Raw genomic sequence first — 22,366 nt, 5'->3', positions numbered from 1 at the left:
AAAATTATTTAATACTGCTCCCATCAAATACAAAGCGAATATCATATGAAGCATTATAATTAATAATTGGAATATTAATTTTCACCTTTCCATTTAGTTTTTTTGACAAGTCAGCAACTTCAAATTCTACTACTCTAGTATTATCTTTTTTGTTTTCACTTAACACGTTTGTTTCTACAAATTGACCATCTTTTTCTACTTGGAAACTTTTAATAGAAGCACTATCTTTCACTTTAAATGAAACATATTGTTTTCCATTTTTAACTGTTAATGTTGCTGGGCTTTCAAAATAACTATTCATTCTAGACGATTCATCTTTATCGCCTTTCCATACAGTAAAAGCAATATTATATTTTCCATCAGCTAGTTTTGTAGCAGCCTTTGCATCTTGTAAACCTAGTGTTGCGATAAACGTAAATAAAACAGCAAATACAGCAATAATCATTTTAAATTGTTTAAACATATATTCATCCCCCTTCAAAAGATTTATTTACTCAACTTCACTTTACGAATTAAGAAAGCACCTGAAATAAGAATTAACGCTACAAACAATCCAATACGTGCTTCATCGCCTGTTTTTGGGTTATCTGTTTTTTCAGCTTTTCCATTTTCATTTTTTGTTTCTTTGTTCACTTCTTTAGCTGTTTCCTTACTCTCTACTTTTGTTTTCTCTTCTTTTACTTGTGTATCTGTTTTCGCTTGATCATTATTTTTTGTTGTAGCAGCTACGCCGTTATCGCCACCTACAGCTTTTACATTTGCATCAAAAGCAAAACGAATTGTGTAGTGGTGGTCATAGTTTGCATTTGGTACAACAACATGAATTTTTACAGCTGCCGGTTTGGATAAATCATCTACTTTAAACTCTACTGTTCTTTTATCTGCCGATTCATCTTTACTAACAACTTTCGCATCAACAAAATCCCCATTTTCTGGTGCTTTAAATTCTGTAATCCAAGCACTATGATTCATCGGAACTTGTACTCTCATCTCACCGTTTTTCACTATTAATTTTGCCGGCTTTTCAAAATAGTCATTTGCCATTGAAGCTGAATCATTTTCCGCTTTTTGAATTACGTAATTAATATCGTAAGTACCATCAGCTAGTTTTGCTGAAGCATTCCCGTATGGCATTACAAGAAAAGCTAGCATACATACGAACGTTATAATAAAAGCGGGTAATACAGAAACCTTTTTCATTTTTCTTGTTTCCTCCTTGGTTATCTTTCATTTCACTTTTTGAAAATGATAATTATTCTCAATTTATAAGAAAAAAAATAATCTCTTCTACCTATTATTTAATTAGCATTCTTTTATGTAACATAAGTATTATTGATTATCATTCTCATTGAATATTAAAAATAATATCTCACCCTATTCCTTATACGAAGGCATAGAAACTGAGAAAAAATGATAAAACGCATTTATTGATTATCATTCTCAATGTAAATCAAAAAAAATAAACTATCTCTTCTCCTCTTCTTTCACCTCTTCCCACAACAACACTATAGTTATAGAAACCCCTTTTCCCTCACTTCCCTTCCAATATTTCCACAACTAAGTCAATCTTAGCCTACTCATAAATTTTTTGTCAACTATATTACGTATAAAATTTTTAATATCTGAATTTCTCTATATACGGCTTTTTTTACAAAAAAAGAGACTTTCTATAATAGAAAGCCTCTTTTCTCTATTTTTCTACAGCAATTTCCTACTTTTGAAACTTAGAAACTATATAACCAAATCCTATACCGATTATGCCTGGAACTAACCAACCAATTCCTACACTATATAATGGAATCTTATCTAAAATAGGTGCTAGCGCTGCAATTTGAAGGTTTGCATTGTGTAATCCATCAAAGAAACTTATTGCAAATGCTCCTACAATCCCGCCCACATACATCGCTAATGGAAGACGAACGTAGTTTTCAACAAGTGATAATACGATAAGTACGATTCCAATTGGATAAATTGCGATTAAGATTGGTAATGCTAATGCATTTAACTGAGTTAACCCAAGGTTTGCTACCATAAATGCTAATACACAGAAAATGAAAACGACTTTTTGATAAGAAAGCTTTGGTAATAAGGAAGAGAAGTAATCACCACAAGCTGCAACAATACCTACAGAAGTTGTTAAACATGCTGCTGTAATTGCGATCCCTAGTAATAAAGTTCCGTAGCTACCAAATAAATGATTCACGACATTTGTTAAAATAATTCCTCCGTTTGCGCCCATTCCAAGTGACACACTAGAAGCTCCAAGATAAGCAAGTGCTAAATACACAAGTAGTAGACCAAGTGCTGCAATAAATCCTGCAAAGATTGTTACTTTTGCAATACTGTTTTTATTTGTAATTCCTTTTTCTTTTAACGCATGAATTACAACATTTCCGAATACCAGTGCTGCAAGTCCATCTAAAGTTAAATATCCATCAATAAATCCTTTAAAGAGAGGAGCACTATACGCTTCTGTCGGTGCACCAAATTCTCCAATTGGTGTAATAAGTGCTTTACCTACGATAATTGCAATAACAGCTAATAATATTGGAGTTAGCACCTTACCAATACGACCCACTAATTTCGAAGGATTTAAAGCTAAATAGAAAGTGACTGCAAAGAAAATAAGTGTAAAGATAACAAGTGGATATGACTGACCAGCTATCTCACTTGGTAAAAACGGTGCAACACTCATCTCATAAGCTACTGTTCCTGTACGCGGTACACTTACGAATACGCCTAAACATAAATAAATTGCAGTGATAAAAACAAGTGCGAATATAGGATGTACACGTCCTGCTAGCTCATTAATATCTCCCTTTAAAGCTATAACAATTACTCCTAATAAAGGTAGTCCAACGCCTGTTACGATAAAACCAAACAGCGCGATCCATACGTCCGTTCCAGCACCTTGCCCTAACGCTGGTGGAAAAATCATATTACCTGCACCAAAAAACAGTGCAAATAACATTAAACTTATTGCAAACATCTCCGAAAACTTTAAAGATGATTTCATTCCTACTAACCTCCTAAAATAATTAATTAACAAAATATTCTGAATTAAAATCCGTCACATATCCTCTTTCAAGCATACTTCCCCGTAAAAGAACGCAAAAAACACCCGTCCCTAACAAAGGGACGAGTGTTGAAATCGTGGTTCCACCCTTATTCTAATAAAATGAATTCATAACGAAATAAGCTCATTTTATAGCTCGTGTAAATTGATAACGGTTTTATCCGCCAAGAATTACAATGCATCATGTATGCAGTTCACTCTTGAAGTTTAGAGGTGGTAAGCTTGTCTTTTCGTATTAGGAAGCTCACAGCCTAAGGCTTCCCTCTCTGAGAATCGTAAAATACAACTCATGTCCTCATCATTACTTTTATAAAATATCTTGTCGAAACTTGTTGTTTTTTATTATATGGGCTATTTTTTAAAAAATCAATAGTTTTATTTTTTCTGACAAAAAAATATAGGGAGAAAATTTTCCCTCCCTATAACTGCCCTATTAAAATTTCTAACTCTTCAGCTGTAACGCTCCGCCACTTTCCAACTTCAAGCTCATTTAGCTCTATATTCATAATGCGTACTCGCTTTAGCTTTATTACAGTAAATCCGAAAGCACGACTCATTCTACGAATTTGCCTGTTCATTCCTTGCGTTAAAACGATACGAAATGTTGATTGATCGACTCTTGTCACTTTGCACGGCTTCGTCATTCCATCTTTAATCTTTACACCGCTGGACATCTCATTAATAAACCAGTCCGTAAAAGGTTTATCGACTGTGACAACATATTCCTTCTCGTGCTCATGATCACCATGTAAAATTTGATTCGCAATCCCGCCGTCATTCGTTAATAAAATAAGTCCTTCCGATACTTTATCTAATCGTCCAACTGGAAAGATTCGCTCTGGATAATTGATATAATCAATAATATTATCTTCAATATGATCAGCTGCTGTACAAGTAATTCCGACTGGTTTATGAAAGGCTATGTACACCTTTTCTTTCTCTTCTTTTACAATAACTTGCCCATCAATCGTTACAACATCACCATCGCTCACAAGTTCACCGTGCGTACATATTTCACCATTAATAGCCACGCGTCCAGCTTTAATGAGGCGATCTGTTTCACGTCTGGAGCATGATTTTGCTTCGCTTATGTATTGGTTGATTTTCATGTTCTATTCCTTTTCACATATATTAAAAGCGTCAATCTATGGCAATATCATTCTGCCACGATTGACGCTTTTTCACTTCGCAAAAACAACTAAATAAATAACCCCAATCACCAAAAATATTCCGCAACAAGCTAACAATACTTTTGCAAGTTTGTCCATAAACATATAATGGTTTCCCCTTTGTTTCGTTGTTTTCTATTTTAATTCGACAACTGTTACGCCTAGGCCTCCCTCGCCCATGTCACCGTAACGGAAGGTTTTTACACCGCGATGCTTCTTCAAGTAATCTTGTACACCTTGGCGAAGTGCTCCTGTTCCTTTACCGTGAATAATTGATACGCGAGGATAGCTTGCAAGCTGGGCATCGTCTAAGTATTTCTCAACGCGCGCCATTGCATTTTCAAATCGCTCACCACGAAGGTCAAGTTCTAATGAAACGTGATAGTCTCTACCTTTTACCGTTGCAACTGCTTTTTTCTCTGTTTGCTTCGGTGTGTTAATGTATTCCATGTTAGATTCTTTTACTTTCATCTTCAGAATACCGATTTGTACGCTCCACTCAGTATCGCTTACTTTTTCAAGTAATTGACCTTTTTGACCGAACGTTAATACTTTTACTTCATCACCTGCACGTAACTGTTGTTTCGGCGCAGTGTTTTTCACGTTTACTTTTTGTTTCTTAACAAGCTCTGGTGCTGCGCCTTCTAGACGGCTCTTCGCTTCAATTAACTCGTGGTCTTTCACGTTTGCAAGCTGTGCTTTACGCAATTGACGAAGTTCTTGAATAATGCCTTCTGCTTCTTTCTTTGCAGCTTCGACTTTTTCTTCCCCTTCTTTTTGCGCTTTTAATAATCGTTCATCGCGATCTTCGTTAAATTCAATAATTTGACGTTGTAATTCACGATGAAGTTTTTCAGATTGTTTGCGAAGTGCTTCTGCTTCGTTCCAGTCACGCTCTGCGTTCTTCTGGCTTTCTTCTAACTTCGCAATCATATTTTCAATTTTATTCGTATCTGTACTAATGTGGTTGCGTGCTTGGTCAATAACGCGATCAGATAATCCAAGACGTTTCGAAATTTCAAAGGCATTACTACGGCCTGGTACACCGATTAATAATTTATAAGTTGGACTTAATGTATTTACATCAAACTCAACACTCGCATTAATAACTTGCTCACGGTTATATCCGTATGCTTTTAATTCTGGATAATGCGTCGTTGCAACAACGCGAGCACCGCGATTACATACTTCATCTAAAATCGAAATTGCTAGTGCAGCCCCTTCTTGTGGGTCTGTTCCAGCACCTAATTCATCGAATAAAACTAAGCTTTCAAAATCAGCTTTTTCTAAAATATCAACGATGTTCACCATATGTGAGGAGAACGTACTTAAACTTTGTTCAATCGATTGCTCATCACCGATATCAGCAAATATATTTTTAAACACACAAATCTCTGACTCATCCATTACTGGAATGTGAAGACCAGATTGCGCCATTAAAACACAAATACCAACTGTTTTCAGCGTAACTGTTTTACCACCTGTATTCGGTCCTGTAATAACAATTGTCGTGAAATCTTTACCTAACATAATGTTATTTGGCACAATAATTTCTGGATCGATTAGCGGATGGCGAGCTTGTCTTAAATCCATATAACGCTCGTTATTTACGATTGGTTTCGTTGCTTTAATTCGCTTTGCATAAAAAGCTTTCGCAAAAATGAAATCAAGATTCGCAACTACTTCTACGTTTGATAAAACGATATCGGCTTCTACTGCCACTTCTTCTGTTAACATCAATAAGATGCGTTCGATTTCTTGTTTCTCTTTCACACGAGCTTCTTGCAGTGCGTTATTTAATTCTACAATGACTTGCGGTTCAATAAATAACGTTTGTCCAGAAGCTGATTGATCGTGAACAATACCACCATATACGCCGCGGTATTCTTGTTTTACTGGGATTACGTAACGTTCGTTACGAATCGTTACAATCGAGTCAGACAGCATCTTTTGCGCATTTGAAGAGCGCGTCATATTTTCTAATTTTTCACGAATACGGCTTTCCGCAGTACGAATTTGAGTACGAATACCACGCAGTTTATCACTTGCGCTATCGACTACTTCACCGCCGTCACCGATACAATTTGTAATTTTCTTTTCTAAATCATATAAAGATACAATTTGAGCGACGTGAGTTTCTAAAATCGGAAGCTCGACACCGTTATCAGCCATATCTTCAATGAAACGTTTCATATTACGACTACCATACATCGTATTCGCAATATCAAGTAATTCATTTGGACTTAACATACTCCCAATTTTTGCACGCTTCACATTTGAGCGAATATCCGTAATACCACCTAATGGTGCACTACCTTTTAAACGAATAACTTTCGCTGCTTCATCCGTTGTATCTTGCATTTCTACAATTTCTTCAAAATCAGTGCTCGGCACTAAATGCTTCACTTTGTCACGGCCAAGTGAAGAGGCTGTATGTTCAAGTAATTGTTCTTTTACTTTATTGTATTCTAATACACGCAACGTTCTTTCTAACATGTTGCAGGTCCCCCTTGCGTTACTTATTACGTTTAATATAGTCTAATAAACGTTCAATATCCCATGTGTTAATCACGTTATCTTTTTGAATCCAACCTTTACGTGCTGCTGCTACACCTGTTTCCATATCTTCTAACATTTCAAGTGTATGAGCATCTGTATTAATCGCTACTTTTACACCAGCATCTTGTGCTTGTTTTAATAATTTAGCGCTTAAATCTAGACGGTTCGGATTCGCATTTAATTCTAAAACTGTATTTGTCTCTTTTGCGAGTTCAATTAATAAATCTGTATCTACATCATAACCCTCACGGCGCCCGAGAAGACGTCCTGTCGGATGAGCAATCATTGTGACATGTTTATTCTCAAGTGCAGTACGCAGACGCTTCATGATCGTTTCACGGTCTTGTGAGAAGCTAGAGTGAATCGCTCCAATAACATAGTCTAATTCTTCTAATACTTCATCATCAAAATCAAGCGAGGCATCTGGTAAAATGTCCATTTCAATTCCGCGTAAAATTGTAATGTCTGGATACTTTTCATTCATACGTTCAATTTCTTTCGCTTGCTCACGAAGACGCTCTTTCGTTAAACCATTCGCTACTTTTAAGTATTGCGAGTGATCAGTAATCGCCATAAACTTATATCCACGAGCACGGCACGCTTGTACCATTTCTTCAATAGAAAAAGCACCGTCACTCCAAGTTGTATGCATATGTAAATCACCTTGTATATCGGAAAACTGAATTAAGTTCGGATACTCTTTAATTAATTCAATTTCTTTTCCATCTTCACGCACTTCTGGCGGAATAAATGGTAGACCGAAATGAGCAAAGAAGTCTTCTTCAGTCTCAAATGTTTTCACTTCACCTGTTTCTAAGTTCTCTACACCGTACTCACTAATTTTCTCGCCTTTATCTTTTGCGATTTGACGCATTTTTACGTTATGGTCTTTTGATCCTGTGAAATGGTGAAGTGTTGTAATAAACTCTTCTGGTTTTACTAAGCGGAAATCGATTGAAATATCATATTCATATTGAAGACGAACAGAAACTTTCGTATCCCCACTTGCGATTACCTCAATCATATTATCGAATTGTAGTAAATGCTCACGTACCGTTGCTGGTTCTGTCGTTGCAATGATAAAATCTAAATCTTTCACTGTTTCACGAACACGGCGCAAACTACCAGCACGAGAGAAACGAATTACTTCAGCAATATTCGACAATTTCTCCTCTATTTCCCCGGCAATAGGCAATACCATCGCAATTGGTAAACGCTCTGGACGAGAGCCTACTTGATCGATTGCTTCTAATATTTTCTCTTCTGTCTTCTTACCGAAACCAGCTAAAGCTTGTACTTTATTTTCCTCACAAGCAGCTTTTAACGTCTCCATATCAATAACGCCTAGCTCTTTATATAACTTAGCCACCTTTTTACCACCAAGACCTGGTAGTTTTAATAACGGCAATAAGCTACTCGGTACTTCTTTTTCAAGTTCTTGTAATACTTCAGATGTTCCCGATTCTATATATTCTTGAATAACGGCTGCTGTTCCTTTTCCGATGCCCGGAATCTTTGTGAAATCTTCAATCTCAGAAAGACTACGATCGTCACTTTCTAATGCTGCTGCCGCTTTACGAAATGCAGATATTTTAAATGGATTCGCACCCTTTAGTTCCATAAAAAGCCCGATTGTCTCTAATAATTTGATAACTTGTTTTTTATTTACTTTCATCATTACCCCGCCTTTCTTTCATAGAAAAAAACTTCTCTTTCCGAAAAAAGAGAAGTTATACTCTGCTACCTGTCTGCCATAGTTCCTTCACCTTTTCAGATAGAATCGGTGTATCGTCTACAATTATTTTGCTAATTGATGATTTTTGTAATGGTGTTTGTACTTGTTCAATCGGAAGAATGTTTCCAATGATAATTAAGACAAACAAAACAATATATACTTCTAAAAATCCGAGGATTGCCCCCGCAAACGCATTTACTTGCTTTAAAACCGGTATTTCTGCAAACATATTTAACAAATTACCAAGTAATGAAAGTGCTATTTTTGTAATAATAAACAATATGATAAACGCAAGCGCTTGATAAAATACTGTCTCAATATTATTTGCATCAATCCATTCTGGAACAGATACGTTTTTATCAAATGGATACGGAATAAATTTCGCAAGTGCTGGCGCTAAATCTTTACAGTACCAGTATGCAACAAGGTATGCGATAATAAAGCTTGTTAACTTTACAAGTTGCAGAATAAACCCTCTGCGTAAGCCGAGGAAAAATCCCATAACAAGCAGTAAAATGATAATAATATCAATCATGTTATTCCATTCCTTTTTTTGTCATACTTTCTTTCAATTTCTCATGTTCTTCTTTTAATTTTATGTAATCGTGTATGACGTTTACCGCCGTCAATACCGCTAGTCTACTCGTGTCAAGCGAAGGATTCTTGGCATTGAGTTCGCGCATTTTATCATCCACAATCGCTGCTACCATGCGGATATGACTTGTACTTTCATCGCCAACAACTGAATATTGCTGACCATAGATTTCTACATTAATTCGACTTTTCTTTCCCTTTTGTTGTGACAACTCACCGGCCTCCAATCACGTACAGAATCCTAAAGTTTATCATACCATGAACCTTCATAATATGGAAACAGAAAGAACAATCCGATATGATAAAAATAACAATATAAAAAAAGGGGCGACCATTATGTCAAATTCTATCGTAATTCAAACAAATTCTACAGTAATTGAAGACATGAAACAACAATATAAACATTCACTTAGCCCGAAAATTCCGCAAGGCGGTATCTTTATGGCTAAGGTGCCATCTTGCACGATTACAGCGTATAAATCTGGAAAAGTAATGTTCCAAGGAGGCCGCGCTGAAGCAGAAGCTTCTCGTTGGCAAACTGTCTCTCACGCGCCGAAAACAGCTGTAAAAAAATCTGTCGATTCCCATCGTTATGCGCCGCCTACTTCCATCAGTACAATGTCTATTGTAGGGTCTGATGAAGTTGGTACGGGAGATTTCTTTGGACCGATGACAGTCGTTGCTGTATATGTGGAGGCGAAGCAAATTCCACTACTAAAAGAACTTGGTGTAAAAGACTCTAAAAACTTAAATGACGATCAAATTACTGCCATTGCGAAACAACTTCTACACGTTGTTCCTTATAGCTCTCTTGTCCTTCATAATGAAAAATATAACGAGCTATTTGATAAAGGAAACAACCAAGGTAAGTTAAAAGCCTTGCTACATAATAAAGCTATTACAAACTTATTAGCGAAAATGGCACCTACAAAACCTGAAGGCGTCTTAATCGACCAATTCACACAACCTGATACATACTACAAATATTTAGCAAAACAAAAACAGGTACAGCGTGAAAATGTTTATTTTGCTACGAAAGGTGAAAGCGTCCATTTAGCAGTAGCCGCTGCTTCTATTTTAGCTCGCTACTCATTCGTAAAACAGTTTGACGAACTAAGTAAAAAAGCTGGTATGCCACTTCCGAAAGGTGCTGGTAAACAAGTTGATATCGCTGCTGCTAAATTAATTCAAAAGCTTGGTAAAGAACGATTACCCGAGTTTGTGAAACTGCATTTCGCTAATACGGAGAAGGCGCTTCGCTTATTAAAATAGTATCGACAAAAACAGGAGCCTACAAACTCCTGTTTTTTGTTTCATCCTACTATTGTCCTTATAGTTTTGTTATAATTATAATATACAGATTATTCTAACATAGGAGGAGATCTACATTGCTACTTCTACAAATGATTCTAAATATTTTACTAGGCGATCCACACGAAAGACAGTTCGAAATTAGAGAAAACATTCAGCTACTAAGTGAACAACCAGCGTTCAACGATTTAATAGAACGTTATGGTCGATCTTTCTTATTAAACTTTCGGATTCGAAGATTTATCGGGAAACACGATGCACGCTTGTTAATACATAATCCAGCAAAACTACAACACTTCTGTGAAGAACTTGAATGTATGATTAGAAAAAGGAGGTTTTTCATATGAACGCTGTAAAAGTTAAAAAGGTACGATATGCTTTCGTACACCTCGTAGGTCCACTTTCTTACCTCACTATTTCTATCATTTGGGGAGCTTTTTTCACTACTAAATCCACATTCGAAAATATATATGATAATCTTGGCGTGATGGCCATCTATTACGTGTTCATGAGTTTACTGTGGTTTTTCTATTTAGATCGATTAGACAAAGACATAAATAAGATTACAAAAGAAATTAACGATAATAAGATGTAACACATAACAAAGGAGAGCCCTTAAGACTCTCCTTTGTTATGTTAGCTTCGTTTCTGCTTCTTATTTGATGAAGATACTTTATGAGAACCTGTTTCATGTGTCGTCGTTCCTTGTCCTTCAACTTCTGGAGAACCTAGGCCCGATCTTGAATGATCTTTTTTCACTTTTTTACTCATTTATATTCACCCCTTCGCGTTACTTTTTGCTACGAGGGAATAAACTATACAATATGTAAAATAAAAAGCGAGAGGAAATCCTCTCGCCTTTTTTCATATTTTAGAATTCAGAAGAACCTGGAGTTCTTGGGAATGGAATTACGTCACGGATGTTAGCCATACCAGTGATGTACATTAGGAAGCGCTCGAAACCTAGACCGAATCCAGCGTGTTTTGTACCGCCGTATTTTCTAAGTTCTAAGTACCACCAGTAGTCCTCTTCGTTCATACCTAATTCTTTAATTCTGTCTACTAAAACGTCCATTCTTTCTTCACGTTGGCTTCCGCCGATTAATTCGCCGATGCCAGGAACTAGAAGGTCAGTAGCAGCTACTGTTTTACCGTCTTCATTTAAACGCATGTAGAATGCTTTAATGTCTTTCGGATAGTCAGTTACGAATACAGGGCGTTTGAAGATTTCTTCTGATAAGTATCTTTCGTGCTCTGTTTGTAAGTCAATTCCCCATTCTACTGGGTATTTGAAGTCAGCACCTGATTCTTGAAGCACTTTAATTGCTTCTGTATAAGTGATGCGACCGAAGTCAGAGTTAATTACGTTGTTCATGCGCTCAAGAACTGTTTTATCAACGAAGCTGTTGAAGAATTCCATTTCTTCTGGTGCATGCTCTAATACGTATTTCATTGCATATTTCAGCATATCTTCTGTAAGGTTCATTACGTCCCCTAGTTCAGCGAATGCAATCTCAGGCTCAACCATCCAGAACTCAGCAGCGTGGCGAGTTGTGTTTGAGTTTTCTGCACGGAATGTAGGTCCGAATGTGTATACGTCACGGAATGCTAATGCATAAGCTTCAGCGTTCAGCTGTCCACTTACTGTTAAGTTTGTTTCTTTACCGAAGAAGTCTTTTGACTCATCAACTTTTCCGTCTTCACCTTTTGGTAGGTTATTTAAATCTTGCGTTGTTACGCGGAACATTTCGCCAGCACCTTCTGTATCACTACCAGTGATGATTGGTGTGTGAACATGTACGAATCCACGCTCTTGGAAGAATTGGTGAATCGCAAATGCTGCGATAGAACGTACGCGGAACGTTGCAGAGAATGCATTTGTTCTTGGACGTAAGTGAGCGATTGTACGTAAGTATTCAAACGTATGACGTTTCTTTTGAAGTGGGTAATCAGAATCTGATAAACCCTCGATATCAATTTTTTCTGCTTTAATTTCAAATGGTTGCTTCGCTCCCGGCGTTGCAATTACTTTACCTTCTACTTTAACTGAAGAGCTAAGTGGAAGTTTTGCAATTTCTTTGAAGTTCTCTAATTCTGTATCGAAAACGATTTGAACGCTTTTAAAGAAGCTACCGTCGTTTAATTCGATGAAACCAAATGCTTTTGAATCACGTAAGTTACGAATCCACCCTGATACTTGTACTGTTTGATCTGCATACTTTTCTGTATCTCTATACAGACTTTTTACTAATGTGTTTTCCATAGTGAAATTCTCCTTTGCTCATATATTTAAATACAAAAAAACCTTTCATCCATAAAGGGACGAAAGGTTAAACTTCGCGGTACCACCCAATTTGTCATAAAGACCAACTTTAACTCGTATGTAATACATACTTCCCGGTTTGTAACAGGCCGGATTCCCGTCTAAGTCTACTCTTGAATACAAAATTCAATTTCGGTTAGCAACTCCAAGGTGTTCTTCACATATACCGCCTCATCAGGCTCTCACCGTCCCTGACTCGCTTTGGATTATAGTATATACTACTTTTCCTTATCATCGTCTTTCATTTTGTTAAACTAAAATTAATGTACTACATTCGAGAGAAAGATGCAAGGTGTCGGAAAATATATGAGCGATTTTTGTAATATATCGACTTACCGACAGTGTCCGACAACCAATCCAATAAAAAAATTGCCGGAATGAATCCGGCAATTTTCTAATTACTTACGTAACTCCGCACCGAATTTCTCTTCTACCGTTGTTAGTACACGGTTATGTGCTTCTGTTACTTCTTCGTCTGTTAATGTACGTTCTGCATCGAAGTAAGTCATAGAGAATGCAAGTGATTTCTTGCCTTCTTCCATTTTTTCACCTTCGTATAAGTCGAATAGTGTTACGTCTTTCAGAAGTTCTCCGCCAGCTTCAGCAATGACTTGCTTCATTTCACCAGCTTTTGTTTCTTTTGTTACTACAACAGCCATGTCACGTGTCATAGATGGGAAACGTGGAATTGCTGAGTAGTAAGTTTCCTCAGCGTCTGCACCGAATACTTTTACAAGAGATAATTCAAATACGAATGTATTTTTCACATCTAATTGTTTTTCTGCTTCTGGGTGCAATTGACCGATGAAACCAATTACTTCGCCATCTAATACGATGTCAGCTGTACGGCCTGGGTGCATACCTTCACGTTTTGCCGGTGCATATGTGATTTGATTTGAAACGCCAAGCACGTCGAATAGTCCTTCTAGTACACCTTTCACAACGAAGAAGTCTACTACTTTCTTCTCACCTTGCCATGCATGGTGAAGAGCAAGACCTGTCATAACACCTGCAAGATGTTGTTCTTCTTTCGGAAGTTCTCCTTCTTCTGTCGGTAAGAAGATAGAACCTACTTCGTATAAAGCAACGCTGTCGTTTTTACGAGCGACATTGTATGAAACTGCTTCTAGTAATTGCGGTACTAAGCTTAAACGAAGTTGGCTACGTTCTTCACTCATTGGAAGTGCAAGACCTACAGGCGCCTTTTCGTTTGGCTCAACCATATATTGTTTCGCTTTGTCAGCGCTTGTTAATGAATACGTAATTGCTTCATATAAACCAGCACCCTCTAAGAAGCGGCGTACTTTACGACGTTTCGTTTGTGCTGATGTTAATTTACCACGAGTCATCGTTCCAGAAGGTAATGTAACTGGAATGTGGTCATAACCGTATAGACGGCCCACTTCTTCTACTAAGTCTTCTGAAATTGTAATATCAGGACGACGTGCTGGTATATTTACATGGAATGTTCCTTCTACTTCTGTAAATGGGAATTTCAAGTTTGTGAACATTGTACCCATTTCACTCGCAGAAATATTTGTACCTAATACACGGTTTACTTTTTCAGCAGTAACAGATACTGTACGCTCTTGTACTTGTAAGTTGTCAGCTTCTACTACACCTTCAAGTGCTTCACCGCCAGCATATTTCGCCATTAAAGCAGCTGCGTGTTGAATTGCTTCAAATGTACGTGTTGGATCGATTCCTTTTTCGAAACGTGCACTTGATTCACTACGAAGACCTAAGTCTTTTGATGTACGACGTACTGTTTGACCTGCAAAGTATGCAGACTCAATTAGAACGTTTACTGTCTCATTTGTAACTTCAGAATCCGCCCCGCCCATTACACCAGCAACAGCTAAAGCTTTCGTGCCGTTTGTAATTACAAGATGGTGGCTTTGTAATGTACGCTCTTGATCATCTAACGTTTCAATTTTTTCGCCTTCTTTTGCAAGACGAACAACGATTTCTTTTGAACCTAATTTATCGTAATCGAATGCATGTAACGGTTGACCGTATTCCATTAAAATGTAGTTTGTAATATCAACTACGTTGCTAATTGGACGAATGCCAGCTGCCATAAGACGAGTTTGCATCCACATTGGTGATGGACCAATCTTTACGTTTTTAACCATTTTTGCAATGTATAACGGGTTTTCTTCTTTCGCTTCTACACTTACAGAAATATAATCAGAAGTTTTTTCTGCTGTTTCTTGTAAGTCGATAGCTGGAAGTTTTACTTCGCGGCCATAAATAGCAGCTACTTCATATGCAACACCTAACATGTTTAGGCAATCTGCACGGTTTGGTGTTAAGCCAAGCTCAAGTACTTCATCGTGTAAGTTTAAAATTTCAAGTGCATCTGCACCAACTTCAGCGTCACTTGGGAAGATGAAGATACCATCTGCGTATTCTTTTGAAACTAACTTTCCATCAATACCAAGCTCTTGAAGAGCACAAACCATACCGTGAGAAGCTTCACCACGTAGTTTTGCTTTTTTGATTTTGAAGTTACCAGGAAGTACAGCTCCAACTTTTGCAACTGGTACTTTTAAACCTTTTGCAATGTTAGCAGCTCCACAAATAATTTGAACTGGCTCTTCTTCACCGATATCGATTAAGCATTTGCTTAATTTATCAGCTTCTGGGTGTTTTTCACATTCTAATACGTGACCAACTACAACACCTTTTACACCTTTATTTAATACTTCAACGCCTTCTACTTCAATACCACTTTTCGTGATTTTGTCTGCTAGTTCTTGTGCTGTTACATCTTTAATATCTACATACTCTTGTAACCAACGATATGATACGAACATATTTATCCTCTCCTTCCCTTACGCTCGTTTGAATTGTTGTAAGAAACGTACATCATTTGTATAGAAATGACGAATGTCATCTACTCCGTATTTCAACATTGCGATACGCTCTGCGCCCATACCGAATGCGAAACCTTGATATTCTTTTGAATCATAACCAGCCATTTCAAGTACGTTCGGGTGAACCATACCTGCGCCTAGAATTTCAATCCAGCCAGTTCCTTTACAAGTGCCGCAACCTTTGCCATGACACATCATACAAGAAATATCCATCTCTACAGATGGCTCTGTGAATGGGAAGAAACTTGGACGAAGACGGATTTCACGATCTTCACCGAACATCTTTTTCACGAATACTTGCAGTGTACCTTTTAAGTCACTCATACGAATGTTTTTATCAATTACAAGACCTTCAATTTGCATGAACTGATGCGAATGCGTCGCATCGTCGTCATCACGGCGATACACTTTACCAGGACAAATAATTTTGATTGGGCCTTTTTCTTTATTATTTTCCATCGTACGTGCTTGCACAGAAGATGTATGTGTACGTAGTAACGTTTCTTCTGTAATGTAGAATGTATCTTGCATATCACGCGCTGGGTGATCTTTCGGTAAGTTTAGTGCTTCGAAGTTGTAGTAGTCTTTTTCTACTTCTGTTCCTTCAGCTACTTCATAACCCATACCGATGAATACATCTTCAATTTGCTCAACAACAGCTGTTAACGGATGGTGACAACCTGTTTCAACAGGACGACCTGGCAGTGTAACATCGATTGTTTCAGTAGCTAATTTCGCTTCGATTACTGCTTTTTCTAAGTTACTAATTTTGTCATCTAAACGCGTTTGAATCGCTTCACGCACTTCATTTACTAATGCTCCCATACGTGGACGCTCTTCTGCTGACAATTTTCCCATGCCGCGTAATACTTCTGTAATTGGGCCTTTTTTTCCTAAATACGCTACGCGTACGTCGTTTAAGCCCTTTAGCTCTTTCGCTTCTTCAATAAGCTCTAACGCTTTTTGCTTTAGCTCTTTTAAACGTGCTTCCATTTTGGAACCCTCCTAATTTTAAAAATAAAAAAACCTCGCTCCCAAAAAGGGACGAGGTAAATTCGCGGTACCACCCTAAATTGACAGAACAAGTCTGCCCACTCATTAGTTATAACGATCAATTCTGACCGGAACGCCTTTACATATACATGGTCCTGGCGTCAACTCCAGAGGTGAATTCACTTCCGTCTACCATAAGAATGCTTTCAGTCTACGGCACTCTCTCCCTATATGGCGATTTTGTAAGTTACTCTTCTCTATCAACGTTTTTCGTTATTTAACTTTTAATATAATGTACTTCAACTTATTATAAGAAGTTTTTTATTTGTTCGCAACCGGGCTTTGCAAATAATACGTTAAAATCCCTGCTGCAACCGCAACATTTAATGATTCTGCCCCGCCGTAAATCGGAATATACAAGTTTTGATCCGTTTTTGCAAGAATTTCTTGGCGTACGCCATTTCCTTCATTTCCTACAATTAATGCAAAACTGCCAGCCGGCGTTACTTCACCATACGGAACTCCATTTTCAAGAGCTGTCCCATATACAGGAACGTTGTTTTCTTTTAACTTGTCTACCCATTCTTCTAAGTTCCCTTTTACAATTGGTAAGTGGAAAATAGAGCCTTGTGTAGAGCGGAGTACTTTACTATTGTAAACATCAACACAACCTTCTCCAAGCACAACGGCGTGAATACCAGCTGCATCAGCTGTACGAATAATTGTTCCTAAATTACCTGGGTCTTGCAGGCCATCTAATAAAAGGAATTTCCCATCAGTAAGAGCTACTTCTTTCTCATGCTTCTCACAAACAGCAAATACACCTTGTGTCGTTTCTGTTTCACGAAGTATTTTGACAATCGCCTCAGGTACGATATACATTTCCACATCATTAACTGTCCAATCTTTCGGAAGGTCTGTCTGATCTGAAACGATAAGTTCTGTTACAATTCCTGCCTTCAAAGCTTCCTCGACTAAGTGGAATCCTTCTACAAAAAATAAACCTTTTTTATCGCGTTCTTTTTTCGTTTGCAGCTTTTTCCACTGCTTTACACGCGGATTTTGTACTGAATCAATGTTTTTCATAATATGTATTTCCCTCTCTTCTTGTCTTATCATTATAGCCTATTTTTCATACATATTTACATAAAAAAGAACAAAAACTAACGTCAGTTTCAATTCTGAAGAAGAGGTGAAAGCAATGAGTTTTAATTTACGCGGTGCTGTATTAGCGAATGTATCTGGAAATTCACAAGATCAATTACAAGAAACAATCGTCGATGCAATTCAAAGCGGTGAAGAAAAAATGCTTCCAGGTCTTGGCGTTTTATTTGAAGTCATTTGGAAAAACGCTGATGAAAATGAAAAGCACGAAATGTTAGAAACACTAGAGCAAGGATTAAAAAAATAAGCAATTTGAAAATCACCTTTGCATAAGCTAAGGTGATTTTTTTGCAGAAAAATTTTTTCTTCTCCTAAACATTTCTACTTTACTAACGAACTATGATGGAGTACAATGTTCAAAATACATTTAAACCGATCGATTTTTCTTCATATACACCATAAGATAAAAGGAGTGAATGTTTTATGCACCGTATTACGCTTGAACAAATTTTTAAACACCACATTACACAAAAATACGTAAACCGTTCTGGAATGGTCCACGCGATCGCTGTCGCTTACCATGCGTTTCACCTAGCCAAAAAGCATCACGCCTCAGTCGATGCTGCCACAAAAGCTGGCTTCCTTCATGATATCGGACATCATACGTGGTACACAGGCGGTGAATGGGATTATGACTTATATAAAAAGAATGATATACACGCAATTAAAGGCGCTGAAAGAGCACATAAATTACTTATTAGATTAGGAGAACATCCAAAACTAGCAAAAGAAATTTCTATTGCAATTCTTCTTCATACAGATTCTTTCTTAGTGGAACAAGAAATTGAAAGAACATCTCTTCAAAATATTATTAAATGGGCAGACGAAGCAGATGAAGAACCGGGCGGAGCGCATCATTATCGAACAATTTCTTATGAAAAAGCACTTAAAGCAATTCAGCAATTAGATCGATTGGTAGAGCGTGAATTGCAAATAGAGCAAGCAAAATTGAATAACAAGACAGAACATAGTTATCAATGAGAAAGAGGCATCACTACAGGGTGATACCTCTTTTATTATTTTATGGAAAATACACCTTTATATGTAATATTTAAATATTACGCCTGAAAACAAAATGCCTTATAATTAAATATACAAATATAAAGAGGTGATTCTACATATGCAACCCGCTACACAACTTTCTAATGAACAGAAATACTCTATGTCATGGGGACAATTTATTAGCTCCGTTGTATTCGCTTTTTTCGGAACCGGACTTATTACTGTGTTCCTCGCAATGCCCTTAACAATTTATACAGCCAGTCTTACAGATAAAAAACAAATTGCCCTGTATGAATCTATCGTAAATACTGCAAGTATTGTATTACAGCTAGCCGTGTTGTTATTCTTCATTTTTAAATTCGAACCCGCAAAAAAATTACTACTACAATCATTTAACTTTAAAGCACTGAAAGAATGGCGTACATACGTATACTTACTTCTTTTCTTCGCTATAAACATTTTACTCAATTACATCTTGTTAAATTATGTGTTCCAAGACGCTACAAAGCAGCAATCTTCCGCACTAAACTTAGATGTCTTTAAGCAGTATCAAATATTATTACTTCTCGGCTTTGCAATACTCACACCAATTTTTGAAGAGCTTATTTTCCGTGGCTTTATACTTCGCTTTTTCTCAGAACGCTTTCCATTTTGGATTGCAGCGATTATAACAAGCTTCTTCTTCGGTATCGCTCATACATACTCACTTGGCGTAATGGTCATTACTTTCTTCATGGGATTATTAATGGCTATTTTATGTAAAAAAACAAAATCCATTATTCCAGCTATGTTATTTCATATTATGAATAATATGTTGGCATTCTTGAATTAGAAAGAGGTATCCTCACGATACCTCTTTTATTAATTCGTATAATCACTTCTCATTTCCATCAATTTATACATATTTATTAATATTATCCAAAATAAACTTCATGTAGTAAAATATAACTTAATTCATATAAAGGAGTTTACATATGTTTAGTGTTATTTGGATGCTTTTCACGCCACTTCTCTTACTATGCGGGATTGCTGGTGGTATTTTTTTAATAGTAACAGGAATTAAATATCGGAAATTACTCGTTGGTTTAATGGGGCTACTTAGCCTATCCTTTGTCACACTACCTTTTGTTTTTTTAAGTATAGGAATTAATATGGATACAATATTCCCCATTCCAACTGCTCTTTACTGGACCCTATTTTCTTTAACTGGATTATTAGCAGGGATAAGTGGATTCCAAGCAAAAATTAAAAGTATACGTAATATGGGGTTCATTATTTTTACCATTGGAATATTAGGGGTTATCTTCTGGGTACTCATGTCTGTAGGTGATTGATTCTATATAACTTTTTTCGAAACCCACAAATCGGAGGTAATACAGAAATGTTCGGAATATTAATTTGGATGATTTTAGCTTTTACTTTAATGTTATGCGAATTCATCGTCGGCATTTTTTTAATTATTGCTGGTATGAAATGTCGTAAATCATTTACTATTATAGCTGGTTTAATTAGCATATCTCTTATCGTTGTTCCTATCATTTGTATAGGTTATGGAATAGACTTAGAGGGGATGATTCCAATTTCAGGAACTTTATATTGGGGTCTCTTCTCTTTAGCTGGACTATTAGCTATAGTAAACGGAAGACACATATCGAGTATTCGTTCTATGGGGACGATTTTATTTATAACAGGATTATGCTCTGTAAGTGGTTATTACCTTTTATATCTTACTCTTTAAAAAGACAAAAAAAGCAGGGAAATTAATTCCCTGCTTTTCTATTTGGTTTATTGCCTGATGGTAAGAAGAACGATAACACCCAAGCGATACCTGCTAGTATCGTTGCGATTAAGAAGGCATCGTTAATACCGTTAATTGCAGATAGCTTTGAAATTTGTCCATATAATAGTTGTGTGCTCATCGCGTCTCCTGCTTGAGCTGATCCAGCTAAGGCCGCTAAACTTTGCCCCATGCCATGTATTTTATCAACTAAAATTGGGTTTGATGTTGTTAACATGTTGCCGTAATCTGCTACGTGAGCAGTCGTTTGTTGCGTCATAAGTGTAATTAAAATCGCTGTTCCGATTGAACCCGCTACTTGTCTTGACGTATTTTGCGTTGCTGTACCGTGAGAAATTAATTTCATCGGCAGCGCGTTCATACCAGCCGTCATAATTGGCATCATAATGAATGACATACCAATTGAACGTATAATATAATCCGTCATAATAACGCTATACGGTGTATCCATCGATAATTTTGTAAATTCATATGTCGCATACGTCGTAATTGCCAATCCAATTATCGCTAATGGACGAATGCCATATTTATCGAATAATTTACCCGCTACTGGTCCCATGATCCCCATAATTAATGATCCTGGAAGAAGTAGTAAACCAGATTCAATTGGCGTAAAGCCACGAATGTTTTGCAGATATACTGGAAGCAATAACATACCTCCGAATAATGCCATCGTAACGATTGCGTTAATTACTAAAGTGAAAGTAAATACTGGATATTTAAATACTTGTAAATCAAGCATTTTATTGTCCGTTGTTAACTCTCTCCAAATAAATAACGCTAAACCAATTACACCAATGATAAGTGAAATAACAACTTCTGCACTAGTCCAACTATTATTTCCAGCCTCACTAAATCCGTACAGCAAGCTTCCTAGCCCAATACTTGAACTAACAACACCAAATACATCTAATTTTGTTTTAGACACTGGCTGAGCTAGTGTAAAGAATTTTAAAGATAGGAACGTAATAATTAAACCGATAATAAACATCGCATAGAACATTAAGTTCCAGCTGTAATTTTCAATTACCCAACCTGTTACAGTCGGTCCGATAGCTGGAGCTAAAATCATCGCTACACCTAGTAACCCCATCGCTGCTCCGCGCTTATGAGGCGGGAACAATGTCATAAAGATATTCATACCAACCGGCATTAAAATACCCGCACCAACTGCTTGAATTACGCGGCCCGTCATCATCATCGTAAAGTTTCCGGAAGTAGCACAAATGATAGATCCTACCGTGAAGAATAACATTGCTGCTACGAATAATTTACGATACGTAAATCGTGAAACTAAAAATGCACTAATCGGTACTAAAATACCATTTACAAGCATGAAGCCTGTAATTAACCATTGTGCTGTTGAAGTTGATACGTTAAATTCATTCATTAACGGAGGTAATGCAACGTTAATGATTGTTTGGTTTAAAATAGAAACGAACATGCCGAGAATTAATACAGCTACAACTGCTTTTACGTTCACATTCTCTACAGGCGTAGACATTTGTTTTTTCGGCACTTCTTTTTCTTGTTTTACTTCTTCTTGCTTTCCTGTTTCTAACTCAACTACATTAGAAATTTCCGATTCTTGCTTTCGTTCAATTTCTTTCTCTTCTGTTTCAACTTTACTTATTTCTATTTTACTTACGGCTGGGACTTGTTCTTCTCCCATTTTCGTTTTTTTCTTTCGTAAAAGACGATTTACAAGGAAGAAGACGATTATACAAAATAGTGCATATCCTGCAATTACAATTGAGGACATC

General features: G+C 36.9%; 22 protein-coding genes and 3 other annotated features. Of the genes, 8 read left to right on the top strand and 14 right to left on the bottom strand.

The window, feature by feature from the left end:
* Window positions 1–4 precede the first annotated feature (4 nt).
* The 8 genes from B9A45_RS06655 to zapA form a co-directional block, all read right to left on the bottom strand.
* Window positions 5–463 carry an NEAT domain-containing protein gene (locus B9A45_RS06655; RefSeq protein WP_000476163.1) on the bottom strand — a complete coding sequence of 153 codons (459 nt, stop codon included), beginning with the start codon at window positions 461–463 and terminating at the stop codon, window positions 5–7.
* Window positions 464–486: 23 nt separating this feature from the next.
* A complete protein-coding gene (gene isdC / locus B9A45_RS06650) occupies window positions 487–1,200 on the bottom strand; it encodes a heme uptake protein IsdC (RefSeq protein ID WP_000757941.1) in 714 nt (237 codons plus the stop codon).
* A 511-nt stretch (window positions 1,201–1,711) separates the two neighbouring features.
* On the bottom strand, window positions 1,712–3,016 hold the full coding sequence (brnQ, locus tag B9A45_RS06645) for a branched-chain amino acid transport system II carrier protein BrnQ6 (RefSeq protein WP_084063946.1): 1,305 nt from the start codon (window positions 3,014–3,016) through the stop codon (window positions 1,712–1,714).
* Between the two features lie 115 nt (window positions 3,017–3,131).
* Window positions 3,132–3,387 (bottom strand) — a binding site (T-box leader).
* Window positions 3,388–3,495: 108 nt separating this feature from the next.
* The gene (locus tag B9A45_RS06640) at window positions 3,496–4,185 is read right to left on the bottom strand and encodes a 23S rRNA pseudouridine(2604) synthase RluF (RefSeq protein WP_016110772.1); all 690 of its coding nucleotides are present in this window, start codon (window positions 4,183–4,185) and stop codon (window positions 3,496–3,498) included.
* 195 nt (window positions 4,186–4,380) lie between these two features.
* Complete coding sequence (locus B9A45_RS06630; RefSeq protein ID WP_000893713.1) at window positions 4,381–6,741, bottom strand: endonuclease MutS2; 2,361 nt, start codon at window positions 6,739–6,741, stop codon at window positions 4,381–4,383.
* Window positions 6,742–6,760: 19 nt separating this feature from the next.
* On the bottom strand, window positions 6,761–8,479 hold the full coding sequence (gene polX / locus B9A45_RS06625) for a DNA polymerase/3'-5' exonuclease PolX (RefSeq protein ID WP_000867520.1): 1,719 nt from the start codon (window positions 8,477–8,479) through the stop codon (window positions 6,761–6,763).
* A 55-nt stretch (window positions 8,480–8,534) separates the two neighbouring features.
* A complete protein-coding gene (locus B9A45_RS06620) occupies window positions 8,535–9,074 on the bottom strand; it encodes a CvpA family protein (protein ID WP_000565412.1) in 540 nt (179 codons plus the stop codon).
* Between the two features lies 1 nt (window position 9,075).
* A complete protein-coding gene (gene zapA, locus B9A45_RS06615; protein ID WP_000082701.1) occupies window positions 9,076–9,345 on the bottom strand; it encodes a cell division protein ZapA in 270 nt (89 codons plus the stop codon).
* A 124-nt stretch (window positions 9,346–9,469) separates the two neighbouring features.
* Between zapA and rnhC the strand changes: the two genes are divergently transcribed.
* From rnhC to B9A45_RS06600, 3 genes are all read left to right on the top strand, one after another.
* A complete protein-coding gene (gene rnhC / locus B9A45_RS06610; RefSeq protein WP_016110773.1) occupies window positions 9,470–10,405 on the top strand; it encodes a ribonuclease HIII in 936 nt (311 codons plus the stop codon).
* Window positions 10,406–10,521: 116 nt separating this feature from the next.
* A complete protein-coding gene (locus B9A45_RS06605; RefSeq protein ID WP_000925537.1) occupies window positions 10,522–10,791 on the top strand; it encodes a hypothetical protein in 270 nt (89 codons plus the stop codon).
* On the top strand, window positions 10,788–11,039 hold the full coding sequence (locus B9A45_RS06600; RefSeq protein ID WP_000994764.1) for a hypothetical protein: 252 nt from the start codon (window positions 10,788–10,790) through the stop codon (window positions 11,037–11,039). The genes B9A45_RS06605 and B9A45_RS06600 overlap by 4 nt, the downstream gene beginning before the upstream one ends.
* Window positions 11,040–11,080: 41 nt before the next feature.
* Here B9A45_RS06600 and B9A45_RS06595 read toward each other — a convergent pair whose 3' ends face one another.
* The 5 genes from B9A45_RS06595 to B9A45_RS06575 all read right to left on the bottom strand — a co-directional run bounded on the left by B9A45_RS06595 (window position 11,081) and on the right by B9A45_RS06575 (window position 17,758).
* Window positions 11,081–11,215, bottom strand: a complete 135-nt coding sequence (locus tag B9A45_RS06595) for a YuzL family protein (protein WP_000039590.1) — start codon at window positions 11,213–11,215, stop codon at window positions 11,081–11,083.
* A gap of 100 nt (window positions 11,216–11,315) precedes the next feature.
* Window positions 11,316–12,707, bottom strand: coding sequence for an asparagine--tRNA ligase (gene asnS, locus B9A45_RS06590; RefSeq protein WP_000432177.1), 1,392 nt, complete (start codon window positions 12,705–12,707; stop codon window positions 11,316–11,318).
* A gap of 52 nt (window positions 12,708–12,759) precedes the next feature.
* Window positions 12,760–13,011, bottom strand: a binding site (T-box leader).
* Window positions 13,012–13,165: 154 nt separating this feature from the next.
* Window positions 13,166–15,586 carry a phenylalanine--tRNA ligase subunit beta gene (gene pheT / locus B9A45_RS06585; RefSeq protein ID WP_016110774.1) on the bottom strand — a complete coding sequence of 807 codons (2,421 nt, stop codon included), beginning with the start codon at window positions 15,584–15,586 and terminating at the stop codon, window positions 13,166–13,168.
* A gap of 18 nt (window positions 15,587–15,604) precedes the next feature.
* Window positions 15,605–16,639, bottom strand: a complete 1,035-nt coding sequence (gene pheS, locus B9A45_RS06580) for a phenylalanine--tRNA ligase subunit alpha (RefSeq protein WP_000388219.1) — start codon at window positions 16,637–16,639, stop codon at window positions 15,605–15,607.
* 44 nt (window positions 16,640–16,683) lie between these two features.
* Window positions 16,684–16,912, bottom strand: a binding site (T-box leader).
* A gap of 48 nt (window positions 16,913–16,960) precedes the next feature.
* On the bottom strand, window positions 16,961–17,758 hold the full coding sequence (locus B9A45_RS06575) for a TrmH family RNA methyltransferase (protein WP_001986644.1): 798 nt from the start codon (window positions 17,756–17,758) through the stop codon (window positions 16,961–16,963).
* 82 nt (window positions 17,759–17,840) lie between these two features.
* On the opposite strand from B9A45_RS06575, the gene sspI reads away from it, so the two are divergent.
* The 5 genes from sspI to B9A45_RS06550 all read left to right on the top strand — a co-directional run bounded on the left by sspI (window position 17,841) and on the right by B9A45_RS06550 (window position 20,543).
* The gene (sspI, locus tag B9A45_RS06570; RefSeq protein WP_000009509.1) at window positions 17,841–18,050 is read left to right on the top strand and encodes a small acid-soluble spore protein SspI; all 210 of its coding nucleotides are present in this window, start codon (window positions 17,841–17,843) and stop codon (window positions 18,048–18,050) included.
* A gap of 176 nt (window positions 18,051–18,226) precedes the next feature.
* On the top strand, window positions 18,227–18,784 hold the full coding sequence (locus tag B9A45_RS06565) for an HD domain-containing protein (RefSeq protein ID WP_000554786.1): 558 nt from the start codon (window positions 18,227–18,229) through the stop codon (window positions 18,782–18,784).
* Between the two features lie 139 nt (window positions 18,785–18,923).
* A complete protein-coding gene (locus B9A45_RS06560) occupies window positions 18,924–19,637 on the top strand; it encodes a CPBP family intramembrane glutamic endopeptidase (RefSeq protein WP_001182126.1) in 714 nt (237 codons plus the stop codon).
* Window positions 19,638–19,779: 142 nt separating this feature from the next.
* Window positions 19,780–20,139: a hypothetical protein gene (locus B9A45_RS06555; protein WP_000493175.1), complete on the top strand. Its 360-nt coding sequence runs from the start codon at window positions 19,780–19,782 to the stop codon at window positions 20,137–20,139.
* Between the two features lie 47 nt (window positions 20,140–20,186).
* Window positions 20,187–20,543: a hypothetical protein gene (locus B9A45_RS06550; RefSeq protein WP_002062504.1), complete on the top strand. Its 357-nt coding sequence runs from the start codon at window positions 20,187–20,189 to the stop codon at window positions 20,541–20,543.
* A 22-nt stretch (window positions 20,544–20,565) separates the two neighbouring features.
* Here the strand turns inward: B9A45_RS06550 and B9A45_RS06545 are convergent, their stop codons facing one another.
* Window positions 20,566–22,365, bottom strand: a complete 1,800-nt coding sequence (locus B9A45_RS06545) for a DHA2 family efflux MFS transporter permease subunit (protein WP_000095272.1) — start codon at window positions 22,363–22,365, stop codon at window positions 20,566–20,568.
* Window position 22,366: the final 1 nt, after the last annotated feature.

The sequence above is a fragment of the Bacillus sp. JKS001846 genome, assembly GCF_900176455.1.
GTDB lineage: Bacteria > Bacillota > Bacilli > Bacillales > Bacillaceae_G > Bacillus_A > Bacillus_A cereus.
This window is presented reverse-complemented; position numbering and strand designations above follow the sequence as displayed.

Bases quoted from the DNA above. Each gene is read 5' to 3' on its own strand.
- B9A45_RS06655 (WP_000476163.1), bottom strand. From the start codon at position 463: ATGTTTAAACAATTTAAAATGATTATTGCTGTATTTGCTGTTTTATTT.
- isdC (WP_000757941.1), bottom strand. From the start codon at position 1,200: ATGAAAAAGGTTTCTGTATTACCCGCTTTTATTATAACGTTCGTATGT.
- brnQ (WP_084063946.1), bottom strand. From the start codon at position 3,016: ATGAAATCATCTTTAAAGTTTTCGGAGATGTTTGCAATAAGTTTAATG.
- B9A45_RS06640 (WP_016110772.1), bottom strand. From the start codon at position 4,185: ATGAAAATCAACCAATACATAAGCGAAGCAAAATCATGCTCCAGACGT.
- B9A45_RS06630 (WP_000893713.1), bottom strand. From the start codon at position 6,741: ATGTTAGAAAGAACGTTGCGTGTATTAGAATACAATAAAGTAAAAGAA.
- polX (WP_000867520.1), bottom strand. From the start codon at position 8,479: ATGAAAGTAAATAAAAAACAAGTTATCAAATTATTAGAGACAATCGGG.
- B9A45_RS06620 (WP_000565412.1), bottom strand. From the start codon at position 9,074: ATGATTGATATTATTATCATTTTACTGCTTGTTATGGGATTTTTCCTC.
- rnhC (WP_016110773.1), top strand. From the start codon at position 9,470: ATGTCAAATTCTATCGTAATTCAAACAAATTCTACAGTAATTGAAGAC.
- B9A45_RS06600 (WP_000994764.1), top strand. From the start codon at position 10,788: ATGAACGCTGTAAAAGTTAAAAAGGTACGATATGCTTTCGTACACCTC.
- B9A45_RS06595 (WP_000039590.1), bottom strand. From the start codon at position 11,215: ATGAGTAAAAAAGTGAAAAAAGATCATTCAAGATCGGGCCTAGGTTCT.
- asnS (WP_000432177.1), bottom strand. From the start codon at position 12,707: ATGGAAAACACATTAGTAAAAAGTCTGTATAGAGATACAGAAAAGTAT.
- pheT (WP_016110774.1), bottom strand. From the start codon at position 15,586: ATGTTCGTATCATATCGTTGGTTACAAGAGTATGTAGATATTAAAGAT.
- pheS (WP_000388219.1), bottom strand. From the start codon at position 16,639: ATGGAAGCACGTTTAAAAGAGCTAAAGCAAAAAGCGTTAGAGCTTATT.
- B9A45_RS06575 (WP_001986644.1), bottom strand. From the start codon at position 17,758: ATGATAAGACAAGAAGAGAGGGAAATACATATTATGAAAAACATTGAT.
- sspI (WP_000009509.1), top strand. From the start codon at position 17,841: ATGAGTTTTAATTTACGCGGTGCTGTATTAGCGAATGTATCTGGAAAT.
- B9A45_RS06565 (WP_000554786.1), top strand. From the start codon at position 18,227: ATGCACCGTATTACGCTTGAACAAATTTTTAAACACCACATTACACAA.
- B9A45_RS06560 (WP_001182126.1), top strand. From the start codon at position 18,924: ATGCAACCCGCTACACAACTTTCTAATGAACAGAAATACTCTATGTCA.
- B9A45_RS06555 (WP_000493175.1), top strand. From the start codon at position 19,780: ATGTTTAGTGTTATTTGGATGCTTTTCACGCCACTTCTCTTACTATGC.
- B9A45_RS06550 (WP_002062504.1), top strand. From the start codon at position 20,187: ATGTTCGGAATATTAATTTGGATGATTTTAGCTTTTACTTTAATGTTA.
- B9A45_RS06545 (WP_000095272.1), bottom strand. From the start codon at position 22,365: ATGTCCTCAATTGTAATTGCAGGATATGCACTATTTTGTATAATCGTC.